The sequence below is a fragment of the Legionella oakridgensis ATCC 33761 = DSM 21215 genome (assembly GCF_000512355.1).
GTDB lineage: Bacteria > Pseudomonadota > Gammaproteobacteria > Legionellales > Legionellaceae > Legionella_A > Legionella_A oakridgensis.
In genome coordinates, this window is record NZ_CP004006.1 from 116066 (window position 1) to 135565 (window position 19500).

Sequence of the window (19500 nt, forward strand, 5' to 3'; positions counted from 1 at the left end):
GTTATTAATTCTCCTGTTGCTCTATTTGTTTGGCCAGCTTTTCTACTTTTTCAGTTAATGCTTTCAGATTTTTGCGCATGATGGGGATACGTGTTGTTGCAAGTTCTTGCTCAATGGCTTTATCTTTTGGTCTGGCCGGATTTCCTAAATAAATATTGCCTTGTTTTAAATGTTTTTTCGGAGGAACGCCAGAGCGGGCTCCCAGCACAACGCCATTGTCAATACGGACATGATCGCTAACGCCAACATTGGCAGCGAAGATAACGTGATCACCGCTAACTGTACTTCCAGCAATGCCAGTAAATGCGCATAGAATGTTATGTTTGCCAAGTTTTACTGAATGGGCAACCTGAACAAGATTATCGATTTTAGTTCCTTCGCCAATAATAGTAGAACCCATGGTGGCGCGATCAACCACGGTATTAGCGCCGATTTCTACATCATCGCCAATGATGACATTCCCTACATGCGGTACTTTCAAATGCTTGCCATTATCTTGAGTATAACCAAAGCCATCAGAACCGATTACCGCGGATGCATGAATATTGACGCGCGCACCGATTTGACAGCCATCATAGATGGTTACATGTGGGTATAATGTGGTGTTTGCGCCGATGTTTACGCCCCGGCCTATGTGAACATGGCCCTTAATAATGCAGTTATCACCAATGCTGCTGCCATCTTCAATAATAACATAAGGACCAATCGACAAATTACGGCCAAGTTTAACATTGTCTGCAATAATGGCAGTTGGATGAAGGCCTGTATCAGGCTTGAGTTCTGGGTAAAAATGATTGAGAAGAGTGATGAACGCTTTAAGAGGATTGGAGACTTGAATCACTGGCTTGTTGATTCCCTGGGCTTGATTTGCTACCAAGATGGCGGTTGCTTGGGAAGCCTCTGCTCTTTTGATATTGTCATCGCCTTCGGCAAAGACTAAGGAATTGGCGGTGATATTATCAATGGGTGATAATGCTGAAACCCTTAGCGTTTCATCGCCAACCACCACGCCTTGAACCATGGTTGCTATTTCAAATAATGAAGCATTCATAATAACCTTATATTCCTGCAAAAATTTTGCAATTATAACGTGATGATGATGAAGTTGCGAATCCTATCGCTTATATCCCACGTAACACTAAAGCTGCATTTGCTCCACCAAACGCAAAATGGTTGGAAAGAGCGATATCAATGCGCTGTTTTCTGGCTTCATTAGCAATATAATCTAAATCGCATAAGGGGTCGGGTTCATGAAGATTGATGGTGGGTAATAATATCCCATGTTGTAAGCTTAAGGCGGTTGCAATGATTTCCATTGCTCCGGCCGCTCCAATGGCGTGACCCGTCATGGCTTTTTGTGCCGTAATAGGAATTTTATAGGCAAGAGGACCAAAGACCATTTTAATGGTTTCTGTTTCAGTAACATCATTTAACTGAGTGCCAGTTCCGTGTGCGTTGATGTATTGAATGTCGCTGATTGCCAGTTTGGCATCATCAAGGGCAGCTTGAATTGCACGTGCTTGGCCCGAAGTATGAGGCGCTGTGATGTGATGAGCATCACAGCTTGCGCCATAGCCAATAATTTCTGCGTATATTTTGGCTCCGCGCGCGCGCGCGTGTTCCATATCTTCAAGAATTAATATGCCTGCGCCGTCCGCCATGACCATTCCATCACGATGCTTATCAAAAGGGCGACTGGCTTGTTCTGGCTTGTCGTTTTGCGTTGACATCACGCGCAATTTGCACCAGGCTGCCATGGTTGCTTCCCAGACTAAGGATTCAGTGCCACCGCATACTGCAATCGATAATCTTCCCTGAGAGATTTGTTGATAAGCATGACCAATGGCTTCTGCTGAGGAAACACATGCATTGGAAATGGTTGAATTAGGGCCGCCAACACCAAATGCAATGGCAATGTGATTCGCAATCGAATTGGGCATGCCTCGAATGACGCTTAAGGCAGGAATTTTTTCCAATTTTCCATAAAGAATGCTTGATAAGCGGATTCAAGCTCAGGAGCTCCTCCCAGACTAGTACCGATGTATATACCGGCAGTAGTCAATTCCTGCGCGGTTAATCCGGCGCGTTCAATGGCATGATGAGTGCAATATAGGGCATATTGTGCTGTGCGAGGATAGCGTTTTCGTTTATCAAATTCAGGCAAATGAGCTAAGGATAAATCAGTAATTTCTCCGGCAATTTGAGTTGTGTAGGGAGAGGGGTCATAAGATTGGATGCGTTTAATACCGCAAATGCCATTAATTGCAGCGTGCCAAAATGCCTCGAGTCCGCATCCTATGGAGGATGTTATTTCCATACCAGTGATTACAACCCTTCTTTTCATGCCGTATCCTCATTTTATTGCCTTTTGCTGCTATTCCTTTATATGCAACGCAATACTAATGGTGGCATTGAAAGCCGTCAAGTAAATTGACCAGAGAATGCATTAATTGGAATGAGCCAGTAATCACAAGCGTTTGTTATCTTAAAACCCAGATTAGTATATAGGCTTAAGGCTTTTTTATTCTTGGTTTCTACATCCAGAATGATGGCTGATTTACCTTGTCTTATCGCATAATTAATGCAATAGGAAATAAGAGAGCGACCAAAGCCACGCCCCTGATGTATGGGCGTAATGGCGATGTCGGTAAGGCGAACATTATCTTCTAACCAATGGAGGTGTGCCTTGCCGATGATAACATCATTTAATAGGGCAAGAATAATACTATAGTTTTTATCAGCTAAGAGGGCTTGTAAGTGCATGGTCGTATCGGTTTGTTGTGGAAAACAAGCCTTATCAATCGTGCAGATGAACTCAAGATCAGAGCTTGTAGCCAACCGCATTTGCAGCACATTTTGTTGATGTGGTATTCCTTGCCTACCCAATCGTTGCATTTCATATTCGCTATGCTGATAATGGAAATTATAATTGGATATCCAGGGTTCGTTTAGTCCATGAGCCACAGGGAAAATGAGGGTATTAATAAAGTAAGTTCTAAACAGGGGAAGCAGTTTTGCCAGTAATTTTAATGCAATTCCCTGTTTGCGAAAGGCTGGGGCTATCATTAAAACAATTTCGCATGCTGTTTCATAAAAGAAAAAAGCACTAATAAAACCTACTAAATGCTGTTGATGATAAAATAGGACATTGCAAGGTTTATTGCGCTGTTGTGAGAGTAGGTGTTTATAAATGGGAATGGTATTGCCATCTTTTTTTTTACATTCGGCAACCAAATCGTCAAGTTCTGTTAATTGATGCTTATTAAGTTGGTTGATTTGAATGAACATATTATTTAACTAATAAGAAAAAAGATTACGAATATACTGCTTAAAATTAGAATGAGAGGATTCACCGGTTTGCGAGCAAGCAATTTAAGTAAAGTATAGAGGATAATACCAGTACCGATGCCATCAGCAATGGATGCAGTAAATGGAATCATCATGATGGTTAGCATACAGGGGGCGATATCGGTGATGTCAGTAAATTTTAATTGAGAGACGCTTCTCATCATACAACAGGCCACATACAGCATGGCAGGGCCGGAAGCATAGCTTGGAATAGCTTCCGCCAAGGGAAAGAAAAATAAAGTTAGAAGAAAGCCTGCAGCGATAATCAGGGATGTTATTCCGGTACGGCCTCCGGCTTCAATGCCAGCCGCTGATTCGATAAAAGGAGACGTACTGGCACAACCCACCAGACCAGCTATGGTTGATGCGGCTGCGTCCGCTGTCAGGCTTTTACGTAAACGTCCGGAATAATCGGAGCGATTTTTAAAAATGGGTTGATTTAATAAACCAATCAGGGTACCCGTGGCATCAAACACAGCTATTAGAAAAAAGGCAAAGGTTGCTTTCAAGGCTGCCACGCTAGACATGCCGGAAAAATCAAGTTTCAGAAATGTTGCACCCATGGACGGAGGTAATCCCACAATGCCTTGCCAAGTGGTTAGACCAAAGACAAGACTTAAGCCGCTGATGGCAAGAATGCTAATGATAATGGCTCCGGGGATACGATAATAATCCAAGGTGAGGATTAATAAAAAACCCGTAAAAACAAAATGCTTTTAGGATTTGAAAGATCACCAAGATGCATAAGCGTATGCTTGTTACTGATAATAATCTGATTGGTTTCCAGGGAAATAAGGGCAATCAAAAGGCTAATGCCGACTAAAATGGCAACTTGTAAATCATGAGGAATTGAATCAGTTAACAAGCGACGTAAATAGGTCAAACTGACTATTAGAAATAACAGCCCTGAAATAAATACCATAGCCAAGGCATGTTGCCAGTCGATTCCTAAGCCAATAACCACACTATAAGAAAAATAAATATTTAAAGCCATGCCCGGGGCAACGCCAATAGGAGTATTGGCATACATGCCGGTCAATGCGCAGGCAAAAGCAGTAATGAGGCACGTTGCAGTAAAAACAGCGCCTTGATTCATCCCGGCATCATGAAGAATGACGGGATTGACGAAAGCAATATAGACCATGGTAAGAAAAGTGGTTGCTCCAGCGATTACTTCTGTTTTATACGATGAAGCTTTTGCAGCAGATGAGAGCAAAGAGATCATAAATGACTAGGCCTGTCGACAATTGGATTCACGTTAAAAATGAAAATTTAATACTCCAAATACGATTTCTATGGCGATCAAAACGATAATAATGACTTCAAGACTATGAGCATGACGATTTTCCAAATAACCATTAAACATATCAAAAATTTCATTTAGAGTATCTAGGCGATGATTAATGGCATTTACACGTCGTTGTATGTGCAAGTAGCGTTCAAGCATGGCGTAATATTCTTCTAAAGTCGGGTGTTGCCAAAAATATTTAGGATGATAAAGAAAATTACTGATTAAATTCATTTCGCTTTTTGCGCCAACGATTTCACCGATGACTTGACGAATTTGTTTGCGGGATATGCCTATTTCTCCTTGGGAGGACAAGCTATGAATTAAGGGGGTATATTTTTCAATCAGTGTTTCTAATATGGTTTCAAAATATTGCAGTTTCACGGATTGGGAAAAACCATACGATAGACTAAGTTTTAATTCATCACTATCAGAATCAATACTTATGCAATCCACATCAAAATAGTCATGTGGCTCGATGGCTGTTTTATCACTCATTTGATAACTGAATTCATCATGAACCCGAAAGGTGATTGGTTTATCAGCAAAAAGCCGAATGGTGTCCAAATAGGCATTAATCTGATGACGTTTAACGCCCCAGGAAACTACCGTTCCATTTTTAAAAACAAATACAGTATTGGAGGTATTAGAATGCCCCAGTTTTAAGATATCGCGTGATTTAATGGACGTGTAGTGTGGCAGATTGGTTTTATAATGATTATCCAATCGTGATAGGTCGATGCTGTTAGCGATGCAAAAACTTAGGCATTCCATATTAAATCCACTCAGTGGATGAATAAATGACTTACCTACAGGGTATCATATTCTAAGGCCTGTGGGTATTGGCTTGCACAAGCCTTTATAAACGATATTAAACTTGATCCGCAGTTTCACGACCCGAATAAGCTTTTTTTCTATCAGACGCGCCACATAACCATTGCGGGCATACTTCAAGAATTTCGGCAATTTTATCCAGTTGGGCTTCTGATGGTAAGAGATGACCAAAAATCATGGCATTGGCTAAATGTCGCGTTACGCCGAACACCTTGGCAACTGCTTTGGTTTTTTCGTTAATTTCTTCTGGAAAACCAAGTAAAGACAACTCACGGTTAAACCGCTGTGAAAACACTTTACTGTTCATTTTTCACTCCTTGAAAAAAATAATTATAGCAATCTGTTTCAAGATAAAATGCTAGCCATACAATCCTTGTCACTACCATGGTCTCTTCAACAAACCATTTTTTATGAAGCGCCATTCTCTATCGGCAACCGTTCATAAAATTCATCAGAGCCAGCCAGCTTGTTATAACTTATTTCTTATCGGCAGAAAAGTGTTTTTTTGAATATTTTTTAATAGCTTACGTGAATTTTATTTTCAATGGATCTTTGAAACTGCTTGGAAGTGCACAGGTACGTTAAAGGTTAAGCAAAAAACGCGCAAAAATTTAATATTGGTAATTATTATCACCAACATTTACATATTTTTACGTTTTTGTGGTTCTAGTTAACGTGGACTTAAGGTTCACCTGCTATCTTTATGTCTAGATAATAACCACATTCCTGCTTATTAATACACTATATATTTTATTTTTTCATATTGGCAGGAGATTAAGTGAGTTTTGACATCGGCATGACTCATTTAATGGAATATAGGGGTAAACGTTATGACAATTCATGTATTTGTTGGTGCTGGTCCTGCTAATTTGCATCGCGCCTTGAAGATAAGAAGGATGGATCCAGATGCTAAAATTGTCATTGTGGATAAGCGATTACGTCCAGATTCACGGGATATTGATAGAGTGCAAGCACGTGCCAATATTTTCCGTTTTGAAAATGAAGTGGTCACGGAGCGTTTAATTGCAGATGGAGTAGATAGTGAGGCATTAGCGCCATTAACTTACGATCGCGACTTTTCAGTACCACAAGGATTTCAGCATCACGACGATCGTGTCTTTTCTGATAAACGGTTTACCCAGATTCAAATTCGTGATTTGCAACTTTTATTATTACAAACGTTAGACCGATTAGGTGAGCCGCCTTTATTACTGAATCAAAACGTCAGTACCGATTCATATGCTGCCACCAAAGAAGGCGTATTGCATTTATTAGAGGAACATGCTGCAGAGTTAGGTGATCTTGGTGCCGGTGAATTGGATATTAAAATTCACGCCGCTACCGGTGGACTTCGTGATGATGATAAAAAAGATTCCATTGTTTATCCTGATAAAGCAACGCAATACATGGGAGAGACTTCCCCTGATGTTGAAGCGATGCCGTTAGTGCCTACCCATGGTACAACCACTTTTTTCATTAAGGATCCGGAAACAGGCGCTTCGTTGCTTTCCTGCGAGCAATTGGAAGCCGCTCAGCGTTCTTTGGATGCAACGGAATGGCGCAAGACGTTAGCAGACTATGGCTGGAATTTGGTGCGTCCTCCAAGAATTCGTGTGTTTTATGCCAATGATGTGCTCTATATTGGTGCCGAAATTCCGGTTGCAATGGAAGAACATTCGATGCAGCCACGTGACTATGAGCATATTGTCACTGAGTATACGCGCGCCATTGCGGGCTTGGTTTTTCCAAGCCTTCGTGATCAAATTGCGGAATTGCCTGTGAATACGTATTTGCGCTCACGTTTCGCAACGGCACGAGGAGAGCGTGGGCAAGTTCTTACAACGACACCACCTGAAACAGTTGCCTGGGAAGCTGCTGAACGCCCGGTAAATATTCAGATATTTAATCATGGTGACAGCCGTTATCTTCCTCATTATCAAACCGGTAGTGGTTTTGTTACCGCTTTTTTACAAAATGAAGCTTATGCTGAAATTTATGGACAAAAGACGTTTTCTGATTTGTTCGCATGGGCTAAAGAGCATGGAATCATTCAAGACAGGGTTGATGAGTCAGAAGTACGTCTTCAATATGTACGCCTTATTAGTCAGAGTGATGATGACATAACCGATGAAAAAATATTACGCGTCTTTAAGGACGAACTCTTCATGGCGCGCTCGCGGGATATTATTGATGAAAATAAAGAGAAAGTTGGCCGTTATTTCAATGCGCTTCACAGCCAGGCATTAGAAAACCTGCCCAGTCGCTTTGATGACTTTTTAGCAAGTTATAATAAGCATCAAAAATGTCATATAAAGAAAGAAGAGCTTGCAGGATTGGATCAACGCGTGGTTATTTTGCAAATGCTTAAAACGAATAATACAGGATTTTTACATGAAGTGCTTCCATGGTTGCTAAACAAGGATTTTTCTCATGTGGATGATAAAAAAATCTTGCACATCCGCGACATGCATTTACTTGACCTGGAAAGAAATCTGCCCGAAATAGAGCAGCTGGAAGAGGTAAGAAAAGAGAGTACTGAGCGTTTGTTAACGCCGCGTCTTGTGCAAACGTCGCCCATATTGGCAATGGAGCATGAACAATTACAAGATGTTATTGCTAAAATAGCGGATGATTTTGCAACCAATAAAGCACTACATCATCGCGCCAATATTTTTGCCTTTTTCATAAAAGGAGTACACAGCGACACCATTCATGCCTTTGTCAAAGAGTTGCGTGCAATACATGCCTCATCGATGCCATCACCAGAGGATTCTCCAGAGCATATAAGACAGCATGCAAGACAGAGGGAAGAACAGCTGAAATATCGCTTTATTGAGGCAGTGCAAAAATTTCAGGATAAGCTTGAAGCTGGGCATTCAAGACGGACATTGGCTGAATTACACAAGGTCATGGAGGCAGAATTCCCCACGCCCTCTTTACGGAATATAGTTCTTTAATTTTCTCACCCTTCTGTTAAATACAAGAAGGGTGGAACTTTATTCATGGTGCGCTTCGTAATAATTCAAATCCAATTCGCGTGCGGCTTTGACGTCATCCAGCCGTTTAACCGGTAAAGTATGAGGTGCTTCTTTTAATAAAGCAGGATTGCTTTCTGCTTCATGGCGGATTGCTTTCATCGTAGTTACAAAAGCGTCCAGTTCTTCTTTAGATTCTGTTTCTGTGGGCTCAATCAATAGACATTCGGGAACCAAGAGCGGGAAATAAGTGGTTGGCGCATGAAAACCATAATCAAGCAAGCGTTTGGCCACATCCATGGCAGTGATGCCATATTGTTTTTTTTCAGGATTTAAAGTCAAAATAAATTCATGGCTGGCACGACGTGTAGGATAAGCTGGGCTAAATCCTGCCTTTCTAAGCTCGGCTAACAGATAGTTGGCATTTAATGTGGCATGTTCCGACACGCGAATGAGGCCTTCTTTTCCTAAGATACGGATATAAAAGTAAGCTCGTAATAAAATACCTGCGTTACCCATAAAACAAGAAAGACGGCCAATGCTCTGGGGAAAGTCATTTCTATCTGCCCAACGGTAACGCTGATTTTCTTGCATCACGATCGGTAAGGGTAAGAATGGTAACAAACGTTGATTGACAGCAACAGGTCCAGCACCAGGCCCACCGCCACCATGTGGTGTGGCAAATGTTTTATGCAAGTTAAGATGCATGACGTCGAACCCCATATCCCCCGGTCTTACTTTACCCAAGATGGCATTTAAATTGGCGCCGTCATAATAAAGTAAGCCTCCGGCTTGATGGACAATCATGGCAATGTCTTTGATTTGGCGCATAAATAATCCCAACGTGGAGGGATTGGTAAGCATGATGCCAGCGGTTTGCGGTCCCACTTTTTTCTTTAGTTCCTCAAGATCAATATCACCATCTTCCGCCGTTGGAACTTCAACGATTTTAAAACCGCACATCACGGCCGAGGCCGGATTGGTGCCATGGGCTGCATCCGGGATTAATATTTCATTGCGATGACAATCTCCCCGCGACTGGTGATAAGCCTTTATCATGGCCACCCCAGCAAATTCACCTTGAGAACCGGCCATGGGTGTTAATGATACACCGGCCATGCCAGTGATATCGGCAAGGCAATTTTGCAGTTCATGCAGGATTTGTAAAAATCCTTGGCTTGCTTCTGTCGCGTCTAATGGATGACGGTTGCTGAAGCCTGGCAGTGAGGCCGCTTTATGAACTCCGCGCGGATTGTATTTCATGGTGCAAGAGCCCAACGGGTAAAAATTGGTATCAATGCTAAAATTCTTTTGCGATAAACGAGTAAAATGACGTACAACCTGTAATTCCGAGCAGGCTGGCCAGCGAGGAAGCGTTTGGCGCATGAACCGTTCTGGAATCAGGGGCTTGCCGGTTTTTATATTCGGCAATTGTGCTGTAGCCTGGCGGTTTTTTTTAGATTGTTCGAAAATCAACATAATTTCCCTTCCATATTGAGAATAATGTCTTTAATCTCATCACGATGTTTCACGGGAGTGAACTCAATCAGCTGGTAATCTGCAATTTCAGCAAGATGATAAGGATCTTTCTGTAAAATGGATTCCAGATAGTTTTTATCGGTGGTTAAGGCAATGATGATGCCTCCTGTCCGCGGCTTCATCGGACCTGCTGCTAAAAGCAATCCTTGCTTAAAATAGTAGTCAAGATATTCACGGTGAGCCTGTAAATATTTATCCACTTCGCTGAGGGGGGTTTTATAGGTTAATTGTACAATAAACATGTCGTTGATCTCTTTGTTATTCGGTTTTTGAGTCCTGTTCTCTTGACTATAATGTTCGGCCTTTAGCAGGAGCATTGTTTATGCAGTACTCCATGAAAATTTCGGGTGCATTAGTTTATTCGTTTATTTCAGCCAAGATGGTTTTGAGCGTTTGAGCATAATGCGCAATATTTTCCTCCGTTCGTGTTTCGGTTGCACAAACCAATAATGTGTTGGCTTGTTGCGGATAATGCGATTCGACAGGGTATCCTCCAGCAATGCCTTTTTCGCGCAGTAGGTGTAAAATTTTATTGACCGGCCTATTTAATTTCAATAAAGCCTCATGGAAATAAGGCGTTTTGAATACGGTTTTGACTCCTTCAATTTGAGTTAATGCATTGACCAACATTTGTGTGTTGTGATGGCAAAGACGGGCAGTTTGCATTAACCCTTGTGCTCCCAATAAACTCATATGAAGGGTTGCTGCAGTGACGAGCAGACCTTGATTAGTGCAGATATTGGACGTTGCTTTTCCTCGGCGAATATGTTGTTCACGCGCTTGCAATGTCAAGGTGTACCCTGTTTTGCCATCTTTATCCAACGTTCGGCCAATCAGCCGGCCAGGCATTTGACGGACGTATTGATGGCGGGTACTGAAAAAACCAAAATAGGGACCGCCAGATGCCATGGGTGCACCCAATGGTTGGCCTTCACCACAAACGATGTCCGCACCTTGCTCTCCCCAAAGTCCTGGTGGCTTCAACAACCCCAGCGAAATGGGATTTACGCAGGCAATACTGATGGTATTGTTAGCTTGCGCCCAGTTACAGAGGTCATCCACTTCCTCCAAACAGCCAAAAAAATTGGGTTGAGCAATGACTAACGCCGCAACGTCTTCCCCACGATATTTTTCTAGCGTCGCCAGAGATGTAATTCCCAATTCTTTATCAAAAGGTAAAGTAATGAGTTCAATATGTTGGTTACGTGCGATTGTTTCTATGGTTTCACGATAGAAAGGATGCACGGTTCCAGCAACCAGGATGCGGTTGCTCTTGCTATGGCGATTAATGCGGATAGCCATCAACATTGCTTCAGCAAGCGCGGTTGCACCATCATACAATGAGGCATTGGCAACATCCATGCCAGTTAATTCAGCGATCATGGTTTGATATTCATACAGCAGCTGCAATGTTCCCTGACTTGCTTCGGCCTGATAGGGAGTATAGGCAGTCAGAAATTCGCCACGTGAAGCAATATCCCATACTGCTGCCGGAATGTGATGATCGTAACATCCCGCGCCAATGAAACAGATCGCATTATGATTTTTAGCCGCCAGTTGCTGTGCTTCTCTGAGCATAGCCATTTCGCTGATGCCAGAGGGAATGTTTTTGAGTTCATCATGCAGCATGGAATGCGGAATTTCATCAAATAATGCCTGTACATCAGCCACATTAATGCTGGCAAGCATGGCAGCAACATCTTCAGCAGTATGAGGAATGTATGGCATGGTTAATTATCCTCTGTTATTTCATGTCCATATTGCTCAGCGTCAAGCAATGTTTTGACTTCATTAAAGTTATTAGCTCTGATTTTTACCAGCCATCCTTCTCCATAGGGGTCTTTGTTAACAAGGCCTGGGTCTTCACTGACTTTGTGATTGACGGCTATTATCACACCACCCACCGGAGCATAAAAATCAGAGGCGGCTTTGACGGATTCAACCACTCCTATTTCATCCCCAGCGCAGACGGTATTTCCTACTTCAGGCAATTCAACGAATACCAGATCACCTAATAATTGTTGGGCATGGTCAGTAATCCCGAGAGTTAGTGCCTCCTCATTTCCTTTTATCCATTCATGTGTTTTAGTAAATCGTAAGTCTTTAGGAATGTCATTCATGATTGCGTCCTCTTTGCAATTCTAATAGGTGGTACTTGAATTTAAATATCTTGTAAAGGTTTTCCCTGTTTTACAAAACGTGGCTTACATACTGTAGCAGGGAGTAGTCGGCCGCGAATTTCAACCAGGACTTGATTATTCGTGTCGATTGGAACACGTGCCAAGGCAATGGATTTTTGCAGCGTGGGGGAAAACGTCCCGCTGGTAATCACTCCTTCACCATGACCTTCAACGATGACGCGCTGAGTTGAGCGCATGATGCCTTTATCTTGCAGAATGAGGCCGACCAGTTTGCGACTCAAGCCATGTTGTTTTTGTGATAAAAGAGCCCCCATACCGATAAAATCACGATCTTCCGGTTCCCATTTGATGGTCCAGCCTAATCCTGATTCTAATGGTGTTGTGGATTCGTCCATATCCTGTCCATATAGTAATAATCCGGCTTCAAGACGCAAAGTATCACGAGCCGCTAATCCGCAAGGCTTAATACCAGCTTGTAAGAGCGTACCCCAAAAATTTGCAATTTCATCTTGCGGAAGGATAATTTCCAAGCCGTCTTCGCCAGTATAACCAGTGCGGGCAAAAAACCACCCCCCTACATCAACGCATTCAAATTGTGTTAATGTGGAAATAGCATCCGCTTGCGCGGGTGTTAATGCAGTGGATGTTCGGGATATGGCTTCTGGACCTTGAACGGCAATCATGGCCAATTCTGTTCGTTCCTGCAGACCGGCAGAAAATCCTTGAATTTTCTCGCGTAGCCATACCAAGTCATGGGCGCGAGTAGCAGAATTTAAAACAAGTCGGTAATTATCAGAAGCACGCTGGTATACGATCAAATCATCAATAATGCCGCCGTGCTCATTGCACATGCAACTGTATAATGCACGTCCTGCATGTCGAAGTTGATCAACATCATTGGTCAATAATTTACGTAAAAACTGGCGTCCTCCAGCTCCTAAAACATCAACAACCGTCATGTGCGAAACATCAAACATTCCTGCCTGCTGTCTCACAATATGGTGCTCTTCCAGTTGTGAGCCATAATGAAGCGGCATTTCCCAGCCATGAAAATCAACCATTCTTGCGCCAAGCGCTAAATGATGGGCATGAAGAGGTGTTTTTGCAAGCATGGTGATTCCTTCCTTTTATCTAAACATCGTGCTGTCCTGCCTGTTGCCTAATATTATCTTTTAGAGACTAAACGTTGTAACTAATCGTTCAATCATTGTTGCGATGAATGTAAGAATCAGGCAAATACAAATTTCCAAGATGGATTTTTTTGATTATACCTAGATGATCGCAGGCGGCAAAGGCATAAGTCAATACGAGATTTCTCCGGTGAATTGCATTTGCATGTAAAGAAGATTTGGTGGCCACGACAGGTATTTCAAGCGAAATGTATTTTGCAGAAGCATCAGCTGTGCTCTACTATCAAAGACATTATCTTTTATCAGGATAGATTTTTTATGCTGGCCCGATACATTTCCTGGCAGAGCGTGCTCGATTTGGGGTGGCTTTTATTTTTATTATTAATCTTAGGTTATTTTTGGAGCATACGTCGAGAAATAAGGCAAGCGCAAGTCTGGCCAAAAACAAAAGGACGGATCACCTATTGCAAATGGACCGTTGCGGGGCATCGCCTATGGCCGGAAATTGAATACATTTATCACATAGGTGAGCAAGATTTTATTGGGGAACATTTATTCCTGGACACTTCTCATCGTGATCCCAGTAGCAAATATGCACGTAATTTGGCTTATAAAGTAGCGAAGGCTTATCAGAAAGATGAAACGATTGATGTGTATTATAATCCGGCCAAGCCAGAACAAGCAGTGCTTGATACCCGTATACCAGGCAAATTGAATTTTATTCTGGTACTTATTGTTGCATTCATTGTCGCACATCTCATTATTATAGGGTTACGGTTCTTAAATTAATATGTTTTAGATAGAGTTTTATCAAAACGGGTTGGGTGCTTTGAAAACCTTTTCTTTTTTGATAAGTTTAAAAATCACCAAAAAAGTCTCAGAACAGCATGGATGAAATAATTGGCTGAGGTTTATCATGCCCGATAGCAATGAAGCATTAACCATAGAGCTGCAAGATCATTCTACCATTGTGTTAAGACGTAAGGAGAAGGATAGGGAATTATCCGGGTCTTCAAAAAAGGAGTATATCAAGATCAAGATGAGAGAGAGTATTACGTCAAAGAGCCCAAACCTAGAAAAGTAACAGAAATTTTTAAAAAGATGTATTTTTTAATACGCTTATTGATCGTCGCAGGGAATTACTGGACGGGAGTATTGATGGCATTGCCATTCCAGATGATGAAGAAATACTGTGCAAAATTGAAGAATTGTCCGTTGAAAACAGGAGAGAGCTTGACCAAATCCAGGACAAGCTTAAGAATTACGTAAGACATGTTGATGAATTAATATTATCCAATAGTGCCCTTGAAGTGATAGCGTCGCGAGTGAGCGCCGCTATTATGGGGGATTTAGTGATTGTTCCCCAAAATTATCTTCATATTCATGACGGGCAACCTTTAATTGCTTCCCCTTCCGTTGGAAGACTTGTGGAATTTTTGTCTGAGCACTCTTCGGTCGAGGCAGCAAAAACCCCCGAATATTGGCTAAGTCATCCTGCACCAAGTTTTACAACCTTAGTGACGACAAGAGAGCAAGCCCGTCTTCTTGGACAAGCTTATTTTATTGCCTTGTTGTTTAGTCATTATGATTTGGTCAATAACATTAATTTATCCAATTTTGGATATGTCCGCCAAAGCGATGATACGTTAAAACTTAGCATCGTAGATTGGGGAAATTCTCTTGGAGTAGGATTTAGTGGATTGACGGCAGAGGAAGGGGCTTTTAAAAATCCGCAATTTGCCAGGCAAAGTGATCGCGCCGATTATTTAGGGCATCGACCGGAAGATATTACTGGATTTCAGCATGTAATGCCCTTTGATGAAGTGGTTTACCCGCTGTTACCTAGACAAGTCGTGCCAAACTTGTTTGATTTAACAGCAGAAGACGAGCCGGCTTTAAGAGAGGCACAGCGACTGGGTTTTTATGAGGCGTGTGATCGGGCAATGAGTGTTTTGGATGAGTTACAAGAGCTTATTCCAACGATAATAACGCGTACACTGCATGAGGCGATGTCTGCCGAAGACAGCTGTTGCTTGCAGCCCTTATTGCCTTCTTTGATTACCAAGGACAATAGGGGGAAAAAAGATGAATATACGCTTGCAAATATTCTGGAAGGAAGAATGCGTTCATTGCAGCAAATGAAAGAAGCATTACAAGGAGGGAAGACTCTGCAAGATATCGCCCGTGAAAGATTAATGGCCATTACAAAAAGTCAAATGCTTCCGTCTGTTAGATTTTTTTCATCGGCAAAAGCAGCAAGCGCCTCGCCAGAATCGCTCATGGTGACACGACATCCCGGTTGAACGGTTGACTCCGGGCCTTAGTCAAATCATTGAGGGGATTTACCCGTTGGAGTATTTGAATGGTTATTTTCTACCGTAGCCGCACATTTACAGGGTGGTTCAATAATTTTTGATTGCAAACTGGTGATGGCCAGCCCTCTGACTCCTTGTCCGGAAGGAACTATCGTAAAGTTGATGGTGACTCCTAGAGTTTGTTTTTGCTGATATTGAGGGTTTTTATAAACCACCAAAAGAGGCATGGATGCCTCCCAATAATTGTCGCGTATACTTTTGACTTGAGGAGGCATCGTTGCGACGGCGCTGACAAAATAGGAATTCTTTTGTACGGCGTCAGGAAGTTTTGAGTCATTAAGTGCTTTGCTGTAGGCAATCCAGCCGTTAGCGGTGAAGTACTTGGCAATTTCTTTCTGGCGGTCGAGATAATTTTGATAATTATAAGTGTACGTTGCAATAATGGCTTCGTTGACCCAAACCGCCAGTTGGGTATTATCAGGTGCCGCATGCATTTGCAATGGAAGTAATAAAGCAATACAAATCAATAAAATTCTCGGATATGACATGATTATTCCCGTACGCTATTTTTATTGTTATTTTTATTATGACGGATGAGCGTTCAGATTGCATTTAGAATTTAAACGTTTTTAGAGTTTCTGATATGTAGTAGAATGGCGTCTCCTATTACCCTGACTGTATAACCTCAATTTTAATTTGATTGCTTGATAAGCATTTTTTAATGCGTTGATGCAAATCAACAAAAACCTTGGGCATTCCTCCCTATTCAAAGGGAGATATATTAAACATTGTAATAAAAAGATTCAAAGGACTGACTTGAGGAGAGGCTGTGATTAACAACCGTTTTTACTTTGCCAATCGTGAACATGTCAGTCGCTACATTAATCGCTGGGATCTGCTGTTGTTAATATTGGTGTTTTCTGTCTTATTTTTTTTGGCATGGGCAGGCAAACAAATGGCAGTTCCTTATGAATTGGGCGAGCCTCTGCCTATTTCACTTGCTCCGGAAAGATTACCGTTTTATGCCTTAAGAACGGTACTGCGAATGTTTATTGCCCTATTATTATCCATTCTTTTTACGTTTGTTGTGGGAACACTGGCGGCCAAAAATCGTCGAGCCGAACAACTCATCATCCCTGCTATTGATATTTTACAATCGGTCCCGGTATTAAGCTTTTTGGCAATTACCATCACGGGCTTCATTCATCTTTTTCCAGGAAGTTTATTAGGCCCTGAATGTGCATCCATCTTTGTTATTTTTACGGCACAAGTGTGGAATATTACCTTTGGATTTTACCAGTCACTTAAGTTAGTACCTCATGATTTACGTGAAGCCTCGGCAATGTTCCAACTGTCTCCTTGGCAACGATTTTGGAAAGTTGAAGTTCCTTATTCGATGTCCGGTTTATTGTGGAACATGATGATGTCCATGTCTGCAAGTTGGTTTTTTGTGGTGTTGTCAGAATCCATTGCAGTATCTCATCAGGATATTCGCTTACCGGGGGTAGGTTCTTACATCGCTTTGGCGATTGAGCAGCGTAATTTGCCGGGTGTCGGCTATGCTATTTTAACCATGGTGGTGGTTATTTTTCTTTATGATCAGATTTTATTTCGGCCTCTGATTGCTTGGTCAGAGAAATTTAAAATGGAACAATCGCCGGATGAAGAGGAATATCAATCATGGTTGATTGACTGGATGCGTGGCAGTCGGTTGATGAAACGTGTTGGTTCCGGTTTTGGAATTTTAAAAGATCACTTTGTTAATACAACCTGGTTTCGTCGCTCTGGTCCAAAAATAATAAAAGAGGTTGATTATGGCTGGCAAAGACGTATCGATTGGTTATGGAACAGCCTGGTTTGGCTTGCGATCGTCAGCGGCGGTTATTTTTTATTAAGATTTATACTGGCGGAGCTTAAGGTTTCAGACATTTTACACGTTTTCTTCTTGGGTGCTGCAACTGGAACCAGAGTCCTTGTGCTTATTTTACTGAGTTCGTTGGTATGGATCCCGGTGGGTGTTTGGGTGGGGCAACGGCCTCGCCTGGCTCAAAAACTTCAGCCAATTATTCAATTTGCTGCCGCATTTCCAGCCAATTTATTTTATCCTTTATTTGTCATTGCTATTGTGCGCTTTAATTTAAATGTGGAAATTTGGGTGACGCCTTTGATGATTTTAGGCACCCAATGGTACATTTTATTTAATGTCATCGCCGGCGCCTCAATGATTCCTCGCGATCTGTGTCTTGCAGCAGACAATTTCGGGGTAAAAGGATGGCAATGGTGGCGACGTCTGGCTTTGCCCGGGATCTTTCCTTTTTATATTACCGGTGCTATCACGGCTGCAGGAGGAGCTTGGAATGCCAGTATTGTTGCTGAATGGGTCAGCTGGGGTAATACGACACTTAAAGCGACAGGACTTGGAGAATATATTCAGGCCAGTACGCTTGCCGGAGATTTTCCTAAAATTGCCTTAGGCACGGCAATGATGTGTTTGTATGTACTATTCTTTAATCATGTTCTTTGGCGGCCTCTTTATCGTTTGGCGCAAGAACGATTTAATGTTAACTGAGATATTCATGCCAGAAACCATTATTTGCCTTAAGAATTTGCGTAAAGCGTTTAAAAAAGCAGCGACACAAGATTTATTAGTGCTCAAAGATGTTAATTTTGAATTGAAAGAAGGCGAAATCGTTGCCTTATTGGGAAAATCGGGTTCTGGTAAATCGACGCTGTTGCGTATTATTGCCGGTCTGGTCTCTCCTAGCAGTGGGGAGATCACTTATCGAGGACAGGCAGTCATGAAGCCTGTTCCCGGCATTGCTATGGTTTTTCAATCCTTCGCACTTATGCCGTGGCTTACGGTTTTGGAAAATGTGGAATTAGGATTGGAAGCGCAGGGCATTCCTCGAGAAGAGCGTCGTCGTCGTGCCATTGAGGCGATTGATATCATTGGTTTGGATGGCTTTGAATCCGCTTTCCCTAAAGAATTATCCGGCGGCATGCGTCAGCGCGTAGGCTTTGCTCGGGCACTGGTGATTAATCCGGATGTTTTGTTGATGGATGAGCCATTTTCTGCATTGGATGTATTGACTGCCGAAAACTTGAAATCAGACTTATTAGAATTATGGCAGGAAAAGAAAACAAACACCAATGGTATTTTGTTGGTCACGCATAATATTGAGGAAGCAGCCATGCTTGCAGACCGCATTGTTATTTTAGGCAGTGATCCTGGATATATCCGCGCTGATTTGTCCGTTGATTTGCCCCAACCTCGAGAAGCGGATACGCCTGAATTTCGCGCTTTGGTCGATAGAATTTATACCCTCATGACGACCGGACCTAAAGAGCGGGCAAGACATGCTCGGCTTGAACGCCAGATTGGATTGGGGTACCGCTTGCCTGATGTTGAACCTTCCGAGTTGTCTGGCCTGATTGAAACGATGAAATCATTTGAGGAAAAAATTGACTTACCTGAATTGGCGGATGAATTGATGATGAATGTCGATGATCTATTCCCAATTCTTGAAACCCTGGAAATTTTGGGGTTTGCCAAGGTTTTGGATGGTGATATTCATTTGAGTGATTTAGGCAAACAATTTTCCGAAGCAGATTTACAAGAGAGAAAACAATTGTTTGCCCAGAGATTATTAGAAAAAGTACCTTTAGCCCGCTACATTCGTAAAATTCTTGATGAAAAAAGCGGACACTGGGTTTCTGAAGAGCGGTTTTTAAGTAAGTTAGAAGATTATTTGAGCGAAAAAGAAGCCGACCGGGTTTTACGAACCATGATTGACTGGGGGCGTTACGCTGAGCTTTTTGCCTATGATTTTAATACGGGCATTCTTAGCCTGGAAAACCCGGGCATTTCGGGAGAGTAATCTGATTGCTTTTGATATAAAATAAGCAGGACTTAGTATCTTATTGGTCATT

General features: G+C 42.1%; 15 protein-coding genes and 2 pseudogenes. 5 read left to right on the forward strand and 12 right to left on the reverse strand.

Going from position 1 to position 19500, the window contains the following annotated elements; all coding sequences use genetic code 11:
• Nucleotides 1-4: 4 nt before the first annotated feature.
• From lpxD to LOA_RS00610, 6 genes and pseudogenes are all read right to left on the reverse strand, one after another.
• Nucleotides 5-1051 (reverse strand): UDP-3-O-(3-hydroxymyristoyl)glucosamine N-acyltransferase, encoded by a 1047-nt coding sequence (gene lpxD, locus LOA_RS00585; protein ID WP_025384703.1) that lies wholly within the window; start codon nt 1049-1051, stop codon nt 5-7.
• Nucleotides 1052-1121: 70 nt separating this feature from the next.
• Nucleotides 1122-2344 (reverse strand): annotated as a pseudogene (locus LOA_RS15675) (beta-ketoacyl-[acyl-carrier-protein] synthase family protein).
• A 77-nt stretch (nt 2345-2421) separates the two neighbouring features.
• The gene (locus tag LOA_RS00595) at nt 2422-3288 is read right to left on the reverse strand and encodes a GNAT family N-acetyltransferase (RefSeq protein ID WP_025384704.1); all 867 of its coding nucleotides are present in this window, start codon (nt 3286-3288) and stop codon (nt 2422-2424) included.
• Nucleotides 3289-3293: 5 nt separating this feature from the next.
• Nucleotides 3294-4573: pseudogene (locus LOA_RS00600) on the reverse strand (NCS2 family permease).
• A 33-nt stretch (nt 4574-4606) separates the two neighbouring features.
• Complete coding sequence (locus tag LOA_RS00605; RefSeq protein ID WP_025384705.1) at nt 4607-5410, reverse strand: RMD1 family protein; 804 nt, start codon at nt 5408-5410, stop codon at nt 4607-4609.
• A 97-nt stretch (nt 5411-5507) separates the two neighbouring features.
• Nucleotides 5508-5777 (reverse strand): hypothetical protein, encoded by a 270-nt coding sequence (locus LOA_RS00610; RefSeq protein ID WP_025384706.1) that lies wholly within the window; start codon nt 5775-5777, stop codon nt 5508-5510.
• Nucleotides 5778-6300: 523 nt separating this feature from the next.
• Here LOA_RS00610 and LOA_RS00615 point away from each other — a divergent pair.
• The gene (locus tag LOA_RS00615; RefSeq protein WP_025384707.1) at nt 6301-8427 is read left to right on the forward strand and encodes a hypothetical protein; all 2127 of its coding nucleotides are present in this window, start codon (nt 6301-6303) and stop codon (nt 8425-8427) included.
• Between the two features lie 39 nt (nt 8428-8466).
• On the opposite strand, the gene gcvPB is transcribed toward LOA_RS00615, so the two are convergent.
• From gcvPB to gcvT, 5 genes are all read right to left on the reverse strand, one after another.
• The gene (gene gcvPB, locus LOA_RS00620) at nt 8467-9924 is read right to left on the reverse strand and encodes an aminomethyl-transferring glycine dehydrogenase subunit GcvPB (protein WP_025384708.1); all 1458 of its coding nucleotides are present in this window, start codon (nt 9922-9924) and stop codon (nt 8467-8469) included.
• Nucleotides 9918-10226 carry a YciI family protein gene (locus tag LOA_RS00625; protein WP_025384709.1) on the reverse strand — a complete coding sequence of 103 codons (309 nt, stop codon included), beginning with the start codon at nt 10224-10226 and terminating at the stop codon, nt 9918-9920. The genes gcvPB and LOA_RS00625 overlap by 7 nt, the downstream gene beginning before the upstream one ends.
• 115 nt (nt 10227-10341) lie before the next feature.
• Entirely contained in the window at nt 10342-11712 is a 1371-nt protein-coding gene (gcvPA, locus tag LOA_RS00630; RefSeq protein ID WP_025384710.1) for an aminomethyl-transferring glycine dehydrogenase subunit GcvPA, read from the reverse strand.
• A gap of 2 nt (nt 11713-11714) precedes the next feature.
• Nucleotides 11715-12104 carry a glycine cleavage system protein GcvH gene (gene gcvH, locus LOA_RS00635; RefSeq protein WP_025384711.1) on the reverse strand — a complete coding sequence of 130 codons (390 nt, stop codon included), beginning with the start codon at nt 12102-12104 and terminating at the stop codon, nt 11715-11717.
• 41 nt (nt 12105-12145) lie between these two features.
• A complete protein-coding gene (gene gcvT, locus LOA_RS00640; RefSeq protein WP_025384712.1) occupies nt 12146-13237 on the reverse strand; it encodes a glycine cleavage system aminomethyltransferase GcvT in 1092 nt (363 codons plus the stop codon).
• 336 nt (nt 13238-13573) lie between these two features.
• Between gcvT and LOA_RS00645 the strand changes: the two genes are divergently transcribed.
• Nucleotides 13574-14044: a DUF3592 domain-containing protein gene (locus LOA_RS00645; RefSeq protein ID WP_025384713.1), complete on the forward strand. Its 471-nt coding sequence runs from the start codon at nt 13574-13576 to the stop codon at nt 14042-14044.
• A gap of 419 nt (nt 14045-14463) precedes the next feature.
• Complete coding sequence (locus LOA_RS00650) at nt 14464-15558, forward strand: hypothetical protein (RefSeq protein WP_158422995.1); 1095 nt, start codon at nt 14464-14466, stop codon at nt 15556-15558.
• Nucleotides 15559-15584: 26 nt separating this feature from the next.
• Here the strand turns inward: LOA_RS00650 and LOA_RS00655 are convergent, their stop codons facing one another.
• Entirely contained in the window at nt 15585-16118 is a 534-nt protein-coding gene (locus LOA_RS00655; protein ID WP_025384715.1) for a DotI/IcmL family type IV secretion protein, read from the reverse strand.
• Nucleotides 16119-16399: 281 nt separating this feature from the next.
• Between LOA_RS00655 and LOA_RS00660 the strand changes: the two genes are divergently transcribed.
• Entirely contained in the window at nt 16400-18139 is a 1740-nt protein-coding gene (locus tag LOA_RS00660) for an ABC transporter permease (protein ID WP_025384716.1), read from the forward strand.
• Nucleotides 18140-18146: 7 nt separating this feature from the next.
• Nucleotides 18147-19448, forward strand: a complete 1302-nt coding sequence (locus tag LOA_RS00665; RefSeq protein WP_025384717.1) for an ABC transporter ATP-binding protein — start codon at nt 18147-18149, stop codon at nt 19446-19448.
• Nucleotides 19449-19500 lie beyond the last annotated feature (52 nt).

What these genes read in the sequence shown, in the direction of transcription:
- lpxD (WP_025384703.1), bottom strand. Translation starts at nt 1,051, where the DNA reads ATGAATGCTTCATTATTTGAAATAGCAACCATGGTTCAAGGCGTGGTG.
- LOA_RS00595 (WP_025384704.1), bottom strand. Translation starts at nt 3,288, where the DNA reads ATGTTCATTCAAATCAACCAACTTAATAAGCATCAATTAACAGAACTT.
- LOA_RS00605 (WP_025384705.1), bottom strand. Translation starts at nt 5,410, where the DNA reads ATGGAATGCCTAAGTTTTTGCATCGCTAACAGCATCGACCTATCACGA.
- LOA_RS00610 (WP_025384706.1), bottom strand. Translation starts at nt 5,777, where the DNA reads ATGAACAGTAAAGTGTTTTCACAGCGGTTTAACCGTGAGTTGTCTTTA.
- LOA_RS00615 (WP_025384707.1), top strand. Translation starts at nt 6,301, where the DNA reads ATGACAATTCATGTATTTGTTGGTGCTGGTCCTGCTAATTTGCATCGC.
- gcvPB (WP_025384708.1), bottom strand. Translation starts at nt 9,924, where the DNA reads ATGTTGATTTTCGAACAATCTAAAAAAAACCGCCAGGCTACAGCACAA.
- LOA_RS00625 (WP_025384709.1), bottom strand. Translation starts at nt 10,226, where the DNA reads ATGTTTATTGTACAATTAACCTATAAAACCCCCCTCAGCGAAGTGGAT.
- gcvPA (WP_025384710.1), bottom strand. Translation starts at nt 11,712, where the DNA reads ATGCCATACATTCCTCATACTGCTGAAGATGTTGCTGCCATGCTTGCC.
- gcvH (WP_025384711.1), bottom strand. Translation starts at nt 12,104, where the DNA reads ATGAATGACATTCCTAAAGACTTACGATTTACTAAAACACATGAATGG.
- gcvT (WP_025384712.1), bottom strand. Translation starts at nt 13,237, where the DNA reads ATGCTTGCAAAAACACCTCTTCATGCCCATCATTTAGCGCTTGGCGCA.
- LOA_RS00645 (WP_025384713.1), top strand. Translation starts at nt 13,574, where the DNA reads ATGCTGGCCCGATACATTTCCTGGCAGAGCGTGCTCGATTTGGGGTGG.
- LOA_RS00655 (WP_025384715.1), bottom strand. Translation starts at nt 16,118, where the DNA reads ATGTCATATCCGAGAATTTTATTGATTTGTATTGCTTTATTACTTCCA.
- LOA_RS00665 (WP_025384717.1), top strand. Translation starts at nt 18,147, where the DNA reads ATGCCAGAAACCATTATTTGCCTTAAGAATTTGCGTAAAGCGTTTAAA.